This is a genomic window from Mesorhizobium sp. M7A.F.Ca.AU.001.01.1.1, from assembly GCF_004022735.1.
In the GTDB taxonomy this organism is placed as follows: domain Bacteria; phylum Pseudomonadota; class Alphaproteobacteria; order Rhizobiales; family Rhizobiaceae; genus Mesorhizobium; species Mesorhizobium ciceri.
The window spans coordinates 1-12,895 of the sequence record NZ_RZPF01000087.1 but is presented as its reverse complement, the minus strand read 5'-3'; the positions used below and the strand labels follow the sequence as shown (position 1 = coordinate 12,895).

The following is a 12,895-nucleotide window of genomic DNA, read 5'->3' as shown; positions in this document are numbered from 1 at the left end:
GGCAATGAGCTGATCCGACTGAGATGTCTGCTGGTTGATGTCGAGGCCGATGCTGGCACCGTTGAGGGTGAGGCCGCCTAGCGTCAACACATCGCCAGCGACACCATTCGTCATGTCGATCAGCGAATTCGTCGCGATGATCGAACCCGGCATGGTGACGTTGCCGTTGATGAACAGCGTCGAGCCACTGCCCAGGTTGAGGTGGTTGATGCCTTGTATGCCGCCGTTGAAGCGCAGCGTGGAATTGTCGGAGGAAAAATTGTCGAAGCCGGTAAAGTTCTGGCTCTTGCCGCCGGCAGCGAGATTGGTGCCGGTGATGGTGCCGTTGGCGCCCGTGCCGCTGAACAGAACGCCATCGCTCAAACTGAGTGGGTCAACCGCACCGATGCCGTCGATCACGAGCGTGTCGGGTCCAAGACCGGTAATGTTACCGCCGATCGTGCCGCCCGAAAGATGGACATGCTCGGCGTCTATGCCGCCCGTGATGGTACCGCCGGTGACCGAGACATTGTCGAAGCCGGCGCCGCCGGAAACGCTGGATCCGATGGCGCCGCCGCTGATGACAATCAGATCGTCACCGACATCGCCGGTGACCTCTCCTGCAAGCACGCCGCCGGAGACCAATATCTGATCGTTGCCGTCGTTGCCTTCCAGAAAACTGTTTATGGTGCCGCCGCGCAGCGTAATAACATCATTGCCGGCACCACCGCTTACCGCACCCGCAAGAGTGCCGCCGGTCATGTCGAAGGTGTCGTCACCATCCTCCAGCCCGACAGAATCCGTGCCCTCCCCACCCTCACCTGGGTCGATGCCGACACTGGCGTTGCCCGAGATCGATACGCTGTCGTCCTGGCTGCCGGCATAGATCGAGCCGTCGACCGTGCCGCCGCTGACGGTATAGGTGTTGCCGCCGCCTTCGCCGAACACCGAGCCGGTCACATGGCCCGCGGTCATGTTGAAAATGTCGGCGCCGCCCGCAAGATCAACGATGCCCGGCGATATGGTTGTGCCGACGGTTCCACCGTCGATGTTGACGGTGTCGTTGCCATCGTTGCCGAAAATGCTGCCGCCTATGGTGGCGTTGCCACTGACCGTTATTGTGTCGTTGCCGGCCTCTCCATCGATATCCAATTCGATTGCGGTATTGCCGCCGATGCTGACCTGGTCGTCGCCGGCCCCGGCATCCACGGCCTCGACGTTGCCTCCCCCTATGGTAATGGTATCACCGCCCTCACCCCCAGAGATGATACCGACGATTGGCTCGCTGAAAAAAACGCCTTCCTCGACCTCGAGGATACCGACCGATATCAGGTCGTCACCGATGCCACCGGTCACATTGCCGACCTGTGTGCCGCTGCCGGATATCACGACACTGTCGACACCATCTCCAAGATCGATGTCGTGGATGCTGCCGGCCTGGATGATAACGGTGTCATCGCCCGCCCCGGCGTCCAGATTGGCGTCGACATTTGGGGCGAACGGATCGCCCGACAAATCCCCATAGGACATCTCGAACCGGTCGTTGCCGCCAAAGAGTTCGAGGGTCCCCTCTGCCGACTGCAAGGATGTCGTTGCCGATGACGTTACCGGCGGCAGGCCACTTATGACGGGGGTAGGCGTGCTGTTGTCCAGGATACCGCCAAAGATGCTAACAATGTCATCGCCGTTTCCGTCATAATCGTTGACGATGACTGTCGACGAGTCGTTGGCTTGCCCCTTGTATCCCGCGAACCCCGTCGTGAATACGCCGCCGACATCCTGGACGTTTCCAGTTGTGCTGCACTCGACCGTGACCGATGTCGTTTCGAACGTCGTTTCGGCCGAGATGCCTGAGCCGACTGTTGTACCAGCACCGCTTGCGATAGCCGAGCACGCTTCCGCGCCAGATATCTGCAACGTGGATGCCGCCGCTAACGCAAGCAACGAAACACCCGCCAATTGATAGGCCTCGCGCGGCACTCTCATTCGATCCCACCTTACGAGAATCGATACCGTCACAGTTAAGGCAATTACAATAAATCACCGGCCCTTCAATGGGGCTCGTTGACTTGATTGACAGGCAGTGTACGCAGCGCGCTGCTCGTCGGCAATGGTTAGGCGTTCGCTCTCAGGCCACTATAAGGTCATGTGTGGCGACAAGGTCACTATCGAACTCAGATTGAACCGCTCACATGCAGTACAACGCCGTACAAGGACGCGAACATCTAGAGGTCAGAATAGGCTGCCGAAACGGTCAGGCTTCCCGCGTGGGCAACCTTGCGGTCGTAACTTGCCCATATTTCCCCGCCGCACTGCTGGGCCCAGCGATGACAAAAAGAAAAATCGGTAGGCAAGTCCACGTCCGGCGTCACGATCTTCGAAAATGGCGTCAGAAAGCTCTCGAACTGTGCGGCGTATTTGTTTTTTCTGTAGCGCGACCGGTTCACCGTTTCGGGCAGTTTCTCAATTATCCTGGCGACGCAGTCGCGCGAAACCAAGAAGATACCCGTGCCACATAGCGATACCCGGACAAAGCCGTCCATCTCCTGCCGCGGTTCGATGATGGTTCCGAGGAACTCCAGGCTTTGCGCAAAGGCCTTGTCGAACGGCAGTTTCGACAGCGAGTGAAGTTTGCGAAGGTCGACCAGACGCCGCGGATACAAAGTGCCGACTACAGGCTTGTCGAGCGCCAGCATCGCGGCAATGAGATCGGGCGAAAAGCCCATGTCGCTGTCGATCATCAGGATGTGACTGCAGTCCAGCTTCTTGTAGTAGAAATTCGTGAGCAGATAGTTCCGGGAAAACGGTATATCCGTGTACTCGATTTCCGACAGCGTGAACGCGTAGCTGGAAAGGCTTTCGTGAGTCAGGGCCGCAAAAAGGCTGCGAACGAATACGCTTTTGTAGGCTGCTCCGTAAACCGGCAGCGCGAGGTTGATCTTGGTCGGCATCGAGCCCTCCACGGTCCAGTGACTGCATACAAATCCCTTTTTCCTATCTTTGACAGGATACTTGGTATAAAAATTTGCGGGCCTTTGGCGGCACGGGGTCCAAACGCTCGGGCAGATTGCGTTTGCGTCTGGTGCGTTCGAAGGCCGCCGGATCAAGATTGACGCAGGCTGGAACGAGCATGCCGATATGACCCACCGCCACGGATACTTGCGCATCCCGCTGCTCATGCTTTTCGCGATTTTGAGCACGATCGACGTTCGCGCCGCGGTCGAACAGAACGCCTCATTACAGCCGCGCAACCGGCTGGCGATCGTCATCGGCAACACGAACTACCAGAGCAAGCGTCTCGAGCACCTCGCCAACGCGGTCAACGATGCGACGAAACTGTCCGACAGCCTGAAGCGGCTGAACTTTGAGGTTCTGACTGGAACCGATCTTACCGCCGATGGCTTCGTCAAGCTTTTCCATGACGCCGAGGCGAAGCTGCCCGAAAGCAGCGCCGTGCTGATCTTCTACGCCGGCCACGGCATGCAGCTGCAGGGCGAAAACTACCTGCTACCAATCGATACGCCCGATCCGGAAAACCTGGACAAGCTGACGGCGCACGCCGTCAAGCTGAATGATGTGATCGCCAAATTCGCCAGTCGCGGCCGTCAGACCTTCATCTTCCTTGATGCCTGCCGCAACAATCCGCTGGGCAGCGGCGCCAACATCTCCAACGGTCTGGCGCAGGTCGAGGTCGGCGAAAACACGTTTGTCGCCTTCGCCACCCAGCCCGGCAACGTCACCGTCGACGGAACAGGCGAAAACAGCCCGTTCACCACTGCGCTTCTAAAAAACGTCGAAATTCCTGGCTTGAGCATTTCGGACATGATGATCCGCGTCCGCAATGAGACCGAGGCGCTCACCGTCGGCCGCCAGGTGCCGTGGGATCAGTCGAACCTGCGTGAACAATTCTATTTCACCGAACAGCAGATGCTCGATCCGGCGCAGTTGAGCGCGAGCCTGTCGCGCATCCTGTCCGATCCAGACGCCAAGAAGAAGCTGCAGATAGAGCTCGCCTCCAACGACCTGCAGACCGCCGTGCTCATCGTCGGACAGACGCTGCGGTCCGTCGAGATTCCGGCACCGTCAGGCGGTTCAGCGGAGCCGGTCGGCACTCGGGTCGCCAATCTGTCTTCAACCGAAAGCGTTGCAGTCGCTCGCCAGAGCGTCGTCTCCGGCCTCGAAACTCTCATTGTCGGCGCCTCGGCGGGCGAAGCGGAAAAGGACAAGGCAGGCGATCTTGCGCGCAGCATTCAGACCGAACTTCGTCGCCTGGGGTGCTACCGGATGCAAGTTGATGGCGATTGGGGCACAGGCTCCATCCGTGCCCTCACCGACTACTACAAAAAAACCAAACAGATCGCACCCACGACCGAGCCGACCGTCGGATTGCTCGGCGATCTCTTTTTGCGTTCCGGCAGAATCTGCAAGCAGCCGGTCATCGTCAAGGCCAAGCCGGCTAAAGTCGCGTCGGACAACGGCCCTTCGCAAACCGGCCCCAGCCGCAAGGCGGCGAAACGCGCGCAGGCCGTCCCGCAACGCCCCATAGCCCCCCCACCAGACATTAGTGGGGGGATAGGCATCGGTGGTGTGTTTTAGGACGTGGGCTGTCAGGCGGGCCTACTTCATTGGCGTTCGTAACATCACGATTTCGCCTCGCGGATCGCCCGCAAAGTCGCATGGCGTAGCTTGTCCTCGCGCTTAAGGGTCTTCACTCGTCCGACAAGGCCAGGTTTGATCCATTCGGCGTCTGGCTTGTCGGCTCCCTTCGGTGGCGTGCCTTTCCCCTCCTGCACCTTGGCCCACAGGCGTTCTCGCATGGCTTTGGTCAGCGCGATGTGAGCCGATCCGACATAGCGGCGTTCCGCATCGCGGGTTGCCATCAAAGCGAGTGGTGCCGATCCCGGTTTTAGCTGCACGCCTGCCACTTCAAAGTCGACTTCCTCGTAGCATTTGGTTTTCAGCCACGCTTCGGTGTCGCCTGACCGATAAACGCTATCAGGCCGCTTCGACACCATGCCCTCCAGGCCCATTCGATCAACCGCAGCGTAGAAGTCGGCCCCGCCGCCATGCACATGGTGACTGTACTGGATCACGCCCTTGGCAGGCCCGACGAGTTCGAGCAGCTTTCCCGACGTTCCAGCAGAGGTGCTGGGCGCAGGTTGACCCCGTCCAGGTGCAGTAGATCGAAGGCGACGAAGATAATCCGATCCGGCGCCCATCGCATCGCGGACCGCAGCGAATGGAAATCCGACACGCCCTTCCCGTTGAGGACGATTGCCTCGCCGTCGATGATTGCCGACTTGGGGGAAAGGGTTGCCGCCGCCTCGACAATCATCTTGTACGTCGATGACCAGTCGTAGGCCCCCTCCGGGTGATCGCTCGGGCCGTGCCGTCTCGATTATGATTTGCGTCCGATAGCCATCGTACTTGATTTCGTGAATCCAGTTGTCTCCTGTCGGGGGGACCTCGACAAGCCTGGGAAACATTGGCCTGATGAACTTCAGACGCATGAACTGACCCGCAAGACTGCGTTTCAATTTAGCATGCGCTAAAATGGTTCCGGAACATTTTAGACGATTTGACTGTTTGACAGCCATGGCGAGGCCGTCCGACGTGGACCATCCATTCCCGGCAAGGAGCACGGCGGCGAACCAGCCGATGAGGACGACAACTTCTATACCTGCCCGACGTGCGGACAGCAGGTCGACATGCGCGACTTGCGGCAGGTGATTTGGCACGAGCAGCCAAAGCAAGCCGCTCCTGTTGCTGGTAGATTAGCCGCGCCAGCACATCGGCAGCAGCACCCCTCTCAAAATTGGCGGAACATAATTTAGACCCGTCAGTTGGGAGAACTCATGGGAGGCGCGCGATGTTGCAACGTGAAATCTCCATTGTCTCGGACAGGTCGAAATTGGTGGCGGACTATTCTCTGATCGCCGCCGATATAGCCCAGCGTCTATCTTTGCGCGCTTGCAATGACAACGCTTCCGCCAACGTCCCGTGGGCACCGAAACATTCCGAGGCCCCGACTTCGCCGGCCTCGCACACCCGCCGAGTATTCCTCGACCGATCGTGCTTTAGCCACGATCTATGCGTCGATGGTGGTGGGGATAACGCTGATTCTGGCGTCGGCAGTTTGAGTTACGCGACCTGATGCCGCTCTCCCAGAAACTATCTTCGGTTGAGATGACACTCAAATGCCCCGGATGTGGAAACGAGTTCACCAAGCCAGGGCGTTGGTTCATCGTTGCCGCCCACTATCGGTGCGAAGGTTGCCAGCGTTTACACCGCCTTCCTTATCCAGAAAAGGTGGAACTGTTCGAAAGATACGCCCAAGGGTGTGAAGACGGGCTCGGCAGCATCGACAGTGGGCCCGCACCGCTTGGGTGAGGACCGATGCGGGCCCGGCCAAGGGTTGCCTTTCCTTGGCCAGCAGCGTGCGGGGCGCTGCCGCCAAGAACTGAGCATGAGTAATAAGGTTCCGCTGATACAAAAAAGCCCGCCAGCCGTCAGGCCAGTGGGCAGTTCTCATGGGGAAAGCACCGAATGGGAACAGTGCAATGACCCAATCTCGACAGCGCGGTTTTTGTTGGAACGACCTAGCGTCGTTGCCTTGTAAAACCGTACGGCAACCCTTCCGGCCTTTCGATTTTTGCCCGATGGCTCGCTATCTGCGGCCCTGTCACCTCAAGGTTTAGGCGTGACGCTACCCTGTCACAGATAGTCGATCCACCCAGATGTTACGCCGCAACCGGCGGCGGTGTTACGTTAGTCGAGGTATACCGTGGTGTGCGAGCTGCTCGGCTGGTGGCGTGCGCCTCTCCGTTGCTTGATGTGACTGTCATGGGGCCGCGAGCCGACTGGCAGCTTCCTAGAATCCAGTTGGCAAAAGCGGCCATTCCGCACCGAGCGCCACTTATCGGATCGAAGGTGTTTTCGGCGTCACAGGCCCGCCAACTGGTGTTATGCTACTTCTCACCGCGAGGCTTGAGCTTACGCGCTTGAGGAGGAGGATATGTTAGAGACGCAGCTTCAAAGTCGCAATGGCATGCCGATTGGCGCCGACCTCATCGATGAGTTCGCTTCGGGGTTGGCTGGCCGCCTTATCCGGCTCGCTGATGCCGATTACGACGAGGCACGCCGTATTTGGAACGCGGCAATTGATCGACACCCTGGACTGATCGCACGCTGCCTCGGTGTCGCTGATGTAATCCACGCAGTGAAATTCGCTTCTAAAAACGACCTTCTTGTCGCGGTGCGTGGGGGCGGTCACAATGTCGCCGGGCGCGCGCTCTGCGACAACGGCATCGTGATCGACCTCTCCGCCATGCGTGGCGTGATGGTTGAGCCCAAGACCCAGACCGTGCGAGTTCAGGGCGGCGCGACGCTTGGCGATCTCGACCGAGAGACGCATTTGCATGGGTTGGCGGTGCCGGTCGGCGTCGTCTCTAAGACCGGCGTTGCCGGTCTGACGCTCGGCGGCGGCGTAGGCTGGCTGGTGCGCAAGTACGGACTGAGCTGCGACAATGTGATTTCGTTTGAGCTGGTGACAGCGGAGGGCAACCTGCTGACGGCCAGCATGGAAGAACACCCCGACCTGTTCTGGGCTTTGCGCGGCGGCGGCGGCAATTTCGGCATCGTCACCTGCTTCACCTTCCGGGCGCAGCAAATATCTTCAGTGCTCGGCGGCCTGATCGTTCACGCACGCGACAAGTCCGGTGAGGTGTTGCGCTTCTATCGTGACTTCATGGCCACGGCACCGGAGGAACTGACTGCCTACGCGGCCATGCTGACGACACCGGACGGCATGCCGGCGATCGGCGTAATCGCATGCTGGTGCGGTGACGTGGTAGAAGGCGCACGTGTGCTGGCGCCGCTGCGAGCTTTCGGTCCCCCAATGCTCGATGCCATCCAGCTAATGCCCTTCCCGACGATGCAGAAGCTGCTTGACGGCGCTTTCCCGGACGGCACCCACAATTTCTGGAAGGCGAGCTTCGTTCCGCAACTTACCGACACGATCATAGACCTGCTTGTCGAGCATGGAAATCGCATGAAGTCGCCTCTTTCGGCCTGCATCGTAGAGTTCTATGGCGGCGCGCCAGGCAGGATCAGTCGCGCTGAATCCGCCTTCGCCCAGCGCGGCGCGGAATACAACATAGGAATGACCGCGCAGTGGGTGGATCCGGCCGAAAGCGAAAGGCATATTGCCTGGGTACGCGCCATGTATGATGCGTTCGAGCCGCATTCGAGCGGGATGCACCTTCTGAACTTTCAGAGCGAGCCCGCGGACCAAGTTATCCGCGCCTCATTCGGCGAAAACTACAGACGGCTTGCGGAAGTGAAAAGCAAATACGACCCGACCAACTTTTTTAGCGTCAACCAAAACATCTCGACCGCGACACATTAAGCGCCCTTCGACAAACTGGGGCGAACTGATCGAAAGTTCCCTTGGGGTCAGCATGATCGCGGGCACCTAGGCATAAGCTCGGGGCTATCAGCACCGTGCATCCGGACGGGTCTCCAGAGGCAGCCGTCATACAGGTGACGTTGGGCGACGACCTCAACATCGTGTTCGACAGCTTTCCCGGAAGTCGGAAGCTGGCAAATATCAAACGAGACAGCCGGATCGCCATGGTGATCGGCTGGGATGAAAATGTCACGGTTCAAATCGAAGGCCGGGCCCGACCTGCCAAGGCTAACGAATCACAGCGGTTGAGAGATGTCCACGTTGCCAACTGTCCGCTTGAAGCGGAGTTTCTAAAGCAAGGAGCACAACTTTTTACGATTTCGCCTCGATGGATTCGCTATTCCGATTTCAGAGGCGAGCCGATGGTTTTTGAGCTGTCCGGCAACTCGCTTGCGAAATAGGGATTAGCCCCGCCACCTCTCGGCAGCGGGCCGCCGCCAGGGCTGCCTGTGCAACAAAGGCCGTCGATCTGCGTTGAGGCTCGTCTCAGTGGAGCTTCGACAATGGATCCGGCAACCGCAGCAGTACTGCTTTTACTCTCTTGCAGCCCAGGCGAGGCTGTCGTCTGCAGGCCCATTGATGCCGCGCCGACCACATATGCGTCGCTTGACGTGTGTAAGGCATCTCTGAAAGACAGGCTCGCAGGTGCGCCAAATGGGGAAATCGTCGGACGATGTCATCCCCTCGACGAGACTGTCACCGGTTCCCTGCCCGCCGGGTACACCACCGTTGTTGTCACGCGCGGTGTTGGGAGCAACGCCGTCAGCAATAGCTACATCGTTCAACACAAAGATTAAGGCCCGCCACCTCTCGGCAGCGGGCCAATTCAACAGGATGTTGGATTTCAGGCGTTGCCCGCCGGGCGGTACGCCTTCATGTCCGCCGCCCCTTGGCGGTTCAGGTGTTCCCTCACCGGCTTAAGGACAGACGTTGGATGGGTCGGCGTCATGTGCACAGATCGCCAGCCGTGCAGCTCCTTTGGTTTTCTGCGCAACGGTCTTTCCCCTAGCTGGATTTAGCTATCCCCCTACGGTTGGGTAGGGACTTCAGTCTCAATTGAGCAATCGCTAATATGCCTATAACTTAGGCAGCGCGGGGGACGATCCCTAAGAGCTATCCCGCAATGGCCGGTGCGGCCCACGCTTTCCAACCTAAGCGTCCCCGCACCGGCCATTCTTTTGAGTCTACGGCTGGGTAGCGCCTAGCGGCTCGCTTTTGGCCTTGATTTGTTCTGGCCGTTGCAACTAGGCGCAATCCCGCAGTAGCGGAGCCGCGCAAAGTCCTCGCTAGTTTCACCTTACGTTCCTGTCCGACTGCCGATAATCGCCACCAAAGCACAAACCCTTGGAAGGGGCAGCCCTGGGGGCGGTAGTCGGCACGATCAGGCAGACCAAAAGCGGGTTGAGCGACCGTGCCGACCATAGCTGGGCACGAGGGTGGGCCTAATGTCCAGGCTCCATATGCTACCGGTACACTGGTCTTGCTACAACTACGCCTGATGGCCTATGTCGCGCTTGAAAATCGAAGTCGCATGGCGATCTGGACGCTACGCAAACCGCACTGCCTAGAATCCTAAAGGGAACTCACCTTCAAGTGGCACATTGACCCTCTGAGCGGTCGATTCAAAAGGATGTAGCCGCTTACACAGGGTCCGCCGCCGGCGCCCCAATAGGCGGCGGGCTCACCCTCAGTGGCTTTCAACGTAGAGCAAGAAGCCCGCCTCGCCTCATTCACGGCGAAATGGTTAGCAGGCGTAACCACATCGAAGGCTCGCCAAAGGACCTCTTCTATACTCGTGGGAGTCGAATCCACGAGCGGAATGCGCACCGGCCAGCCGTTGACCATCTGGAAGACACCACCGACGTCCTTGGACCACGCCAAGGCGCGTCTAACGACAAGAGGCGCATAGGTCGCGATGACCACATGGGGCTGCCTGTAGTATGTGGAGGTCATTACACGTTCGACATACTTGCGCTGCCAGTTCGGGTGAAGGCTCCTCGGGTTCGTCGATGAGGAAAACAGGCTAATGGCCTCGCTCCGCGGTGCTTAGGAACACCAGCGATGAAATCAGTGACAATTCGCCTGAGCTGACGTCTTTCAATTCGATCATCAGCCCATCTCGGCGCTCAAGATGTACCTGGATCGGCTCGCGTAGAAAATCGTGCTGCCGAAGCCAGCGCTCGTTCCTGAGCACTGCTTAGAAATCGCGACCTAATGAGAACGACAGCTTAGGGTCCGTCTGGTCTGACCAAACCACTTGCTTGGGTTGGACGGAATGGCGGCCTCCTGATCCAAAGAGAGCACGCTCTCAAAATCCAGAACCTGTCGTCCAGTGTTGACGGCGGAGAAACCGAACCTCGGGTGGTATCCGCAGTAATTGAGAACCGCTCCGGCTTCATAGAAGCTCGCGCTGGATTCACGGAAGGACGCAGCAATGGCCTGCTTTATTACAGAGCGGGGTGAGTTGAAGGCCGGGATACGACGCAAGTTCCGAATGCCCGCAAATCTGTCTCGTGCAGTGTTCGAGACGACCGTGAGGTCCGTCGGATTTGTAGAGGTTCCCCTCGCACGACTTCCTTGCGCCGGTGAGCACCGCGCCGCCTGGCCCGTTCCACCAGCCCAGCCGCATGAAGCTGCGTCTCGATGAAGGGGTAGCCCCAGTTGAAGTCATGATCGCGCAGCAGGTATTCGTGGAAATGCTTCACGTTCCAGCCAAGGTAGTGGTGGCGATAAAGTTCCAGCATCTCCTCGATCCCCTCCGCGGCACCCGGCGCGTCGAAAGCTTGCCCAAACGCCGGTCGAGCAACCCAGCCTCCCCCGCCTCTTCGTAACGCTCGCGGTAACGCCGGAATTGTCGCTCCGACATGCCCAGCAACTCGCCTGCCTCCATCATCGAAAGATCGCCGCCATTCCAGCGGCTCAATAATCCCGAAACTTCTGCATTCTCCGGTCCTCTAGCCACGCTGCCCGCTTCATCCCCAGCCTCCATTCGCTGGCGATAAAACCGGACAACTCGCGTGCTACCTAATCCGGACAACTCATGTGCTACGACAGCAGTTGCTGAAATACATTGCCGCGATTAAGCATTCGGACTAAAGTCATCCCTTCTCGCAGCGTGCCGCGTCCTCCGGTTTGACACAGGGGTGCCGAATGCGCATGTCCTTGCTTTTCATTTCACTGCTGATTGCACACATCCCGATTGTATCGCATGCCGCCGCCATTCACGACGCCGCCGTGAAGGGAGATGTCGCGGCAATTACGGCAGCGCTCGACGCCGGTGCCGGCGTCGACGAGAGCGATGGAAAAGCAACGCCGCTCTATCTTGCGGTTAGGGGCGGGCATCTTGCGGCGGCAAAACTGCTCATGGAACGAGGTGCCGACGCCAACGTTGCCCCGACGCCGCTTTTGGGACCTCCCCTCATGCCGGCTTTGGCAAAACGCAGGGTCGACTTGATCAATCTGTTGCTGCAGGGGGGCGCAAATCCAAATGCGCAGCGCGGCGGTGAATCCGCCCTTCACATCGCCGTCAGATCCGGCTGTCTCGATTGCGTGAAGGCACTGGTCGAGGCCGGCGCCGATGTGAATGCGAAGACAAAGGACGGCAAGACACCGCTCCACATGGCAAAATTCAAGGGGCAACATGAAGTTGCCGCCTATCTCTTGTCGCACGGCGTCGTCTTGCCAACGCCAGCCCCTATCTCGATGAAATTGTCAAATGCGGATGTCGAGAAAGGCCGAACCTACTTCACCCATGTGTGTCACGGTTGCCACAATGCCGAGCCACAGGGAGAGACCAAGACGGGGCCCAACTTGTGGGGCGTCGTCGGCCGCGACAAGGCATCCATGGCAAGTATGCGTTACTCCGACACATTGCTGGGCTGGGAGGGTGTATGGACGTATGAGGACCTGAACACATATCTCTTCGGGCCCATGCTCACAACGCCGGGCGTCAAGATGGAGACGCCCGGTGTCCCGGACGAGACCGAACGGGTCAACGTGATCGCGTACTTGCGCACACTCAGCGACAAGCCGATTCCGCTGCCCTGAACCCCTACCCTGGTCCCTCCCCAGTATCGCCCCTTTGTAAAAGCGCACTGGGGAAGCCCTGCCAATGCCAGCGCGCAAAAGAAGCCTTTAACGCTTATTCAATTTATCTATTTTAGAATGTGCTAATGCGCTTCTCAATCCTGCTTTTTGGCTGGGCAGCATTTTTCGGTTGGGATTTCGCCGCCAATGATGGCCAAACCATTATTGGCCTTGGCGTGCGAGTTGCCAGGCTATTCCACCTCTCCGGGCTCATTTGAAGTTAGGACGACGTCAGCGCTTCTTCACCTTCGGCGTGATCTCCTCGACCCGCACCTTGTCGCCGATCTCCCTTAGCGAGCGGGTATGTCCGAGGCAGGCTCGTCGAGAAAGGCCCCTGCCCCTTTTTACTAGCTCGCGACGAGC

The 12,895-nt window shown here is 58.8% G+C and carries 7 protein-coding genes and 2 pseudogenes; 4 read left to right on the top strand and 5 right to left on the bottom strand.

Features of this window, described 5'->3' with window-relative positions; genetic code table 11:
* Together EN884_RS08005 and EN884_RS08000 are read right to left on the bottom strand one after the other, a co-directional pair.
* Nucleotides 1-1,965: pseudogene (locus tag EN884_RS08005) on the bottom strand (autotransporter); the annotation flags it as partial.
* A gap of 239 nt (nucleotides 1,966-2,204) precedes the next feature.
* A complete protein-coding gene (locus EN884_RS08000; RefSeq protein WP_082826798.1) occupies nucleotides 2,205-2,930 on the bottom strand; it encodes a hypothetical protein in 726 nt (241 codons plus the stop codon).
* Nucleotides 2,931-3,138: 208 nt separating this feature from the next.
* Between EN884_RS08000 and EN884_RS07995 the strand changes: the two genes are divergently transcribed.
* Nucleotides 3,139-4,575, top strand: coding sequence for a caspase family protein (locus tag EN884_RS07995; protein ID WP_245491909.1), 1,437 nt, complete (start codon nucleotides 3,139-3,141; stop codon nucleotides 4,573-4,575).
* Nucleotides 4,576-4,619: 44 nt separating this feature from the next.
* Here EN884_RS07995 and EN884_RS40250 read toward each other — a convergent pair whose 3' ends face one another.
* Nucleotides 4,620-4,859, bottom strand: coding sequence for a hypothetical protein (locus tag EN884_RS40250; RefSeq protein WP_346016491.1), 240 nt, complete (start codon nucleotides 4,857-4,859; stop codon nucleotides 4,620-4,622).
* A gap of 209 nt (nucleotides 4,860-5,068) precedes the next feature.
* Nucleotides 5,069-5,314, bottom strand: a complete 246-nt coding sequence (locus EN884_RS40245; protein ID WP_342030153.1) for a hypothetical protein — start codon at nucleotides 5,312-5,314, stop codon at nucleotides 5,069-5,071.
* A 1,680-nt stretch (nucleotides 5,315-6,994) separates the two neighbouring features.
* Here EN884_RS40245 and EN884_RS07970 point away from each other — a divergent pair.
* Together EN884_RS07970 and EN884_RS07965 are read left to right on the top strand one after the other, a co-directional pair.
* Nucleotides 6,995-8,386, top strand: coding sequence for an FAD-binding oxidoreductase (locus EN884_RS07970; RefSeq protein WP_013525274.1), 1,392 nt, complete (start codon nucleotides 6,995-6,997; stop codon nucleotides 8,384-8,386).
* Nucleotides 8,387-8,466: 80 nt separating this feature from the next.
* Nucleotides 8,467-8,847, top strand: a pseudogene (locus EN884_RS07965) (pyridoxamine 5'-phosphate oxidase family protein); the annotation flags it as partial.
* Nucleotides 8,848-10,893: 2,046 nt separating this feature from the next.
* Here EN884_RS07965 and EN884_RS38570 read toward each other — a convergent pair.
* Nucleotides 10,894-11,190 carry a hypothetical protein gene (locus EN884_RS38570; protein ID WP_164894950.1) on the bottom strand — a complete coding sequence of 99 codons (297 nt, stop codon included), beginning with the start codon at nucleotides 11,188-11,190 and terminating at the stop codon, nucleotides 10,894-10,896.
* 406 nt (nucleotides 11,191-11,596) lie between these two features.
* On the opposite strand from EN884_RS38570, the gene EN884_RS07950 reads away from it, so the two are divergent.
* On the top strand, nucleotides 11,597-12,493 hold the full coding sequence (locus EN884_RS07950; RefSeq protein ID WP_063170605.1) for an ankyrin repeat domain-containing protein: 897 nt from the start codon (nucleotides 11,597-11,599) through the stop codon (nucleotides 12,491-12,493).
* The last annotated feature ends 402 nt before the right edge of the window (nucleotides 12,494-12,895 follow it).

Bases quoted from the DNA above. Each gene is read 5' to 3' on its own strand.
- EN884_RS08000 (WP_082826798.1), bottom strand. From the start codon at position 2,930: ATGCCGACCAAGATCAACCTCGCGCTGCCGGTTTACGGAGCAGCCTAC.
- EN884_RS07970 (WP_013525274.1), top strand. From the start codon at position 6,995: ATGTTAGAGACGCAGCTTCAAAGTCGCAATGGCATGCCGATTGGCGCC.
- EN884_RS07950 (WP_063170605.1), top strand. From the start codon at position 11,597: ATGCGCATGTCCTTGCTTTTCATTTCACTGCTGATTGCACACATCCCG.
- EN884_RS40245 (WP_342030153.1), bottom strand. From the start codon at position 5,314: ATGATTGTCGAGGCGGCGGCAACCCTTTCCCCCAAGTCGGCAATCATC.
- EN884_RS38570 (WP_164894950.1), bottom strand. From the start codon at position 11,190: ATGCTGGAACTTTATCGCCACCACTACCTTGGCTGGAACGTGAAGCAT.
- EN884_RS40250 (WP_346016491.1), bottom strand. From the start codon at position 4,859: ATGGCAACCCGCGATGCGGAACGCCGCTATGTCGGATCGGCTCACATC.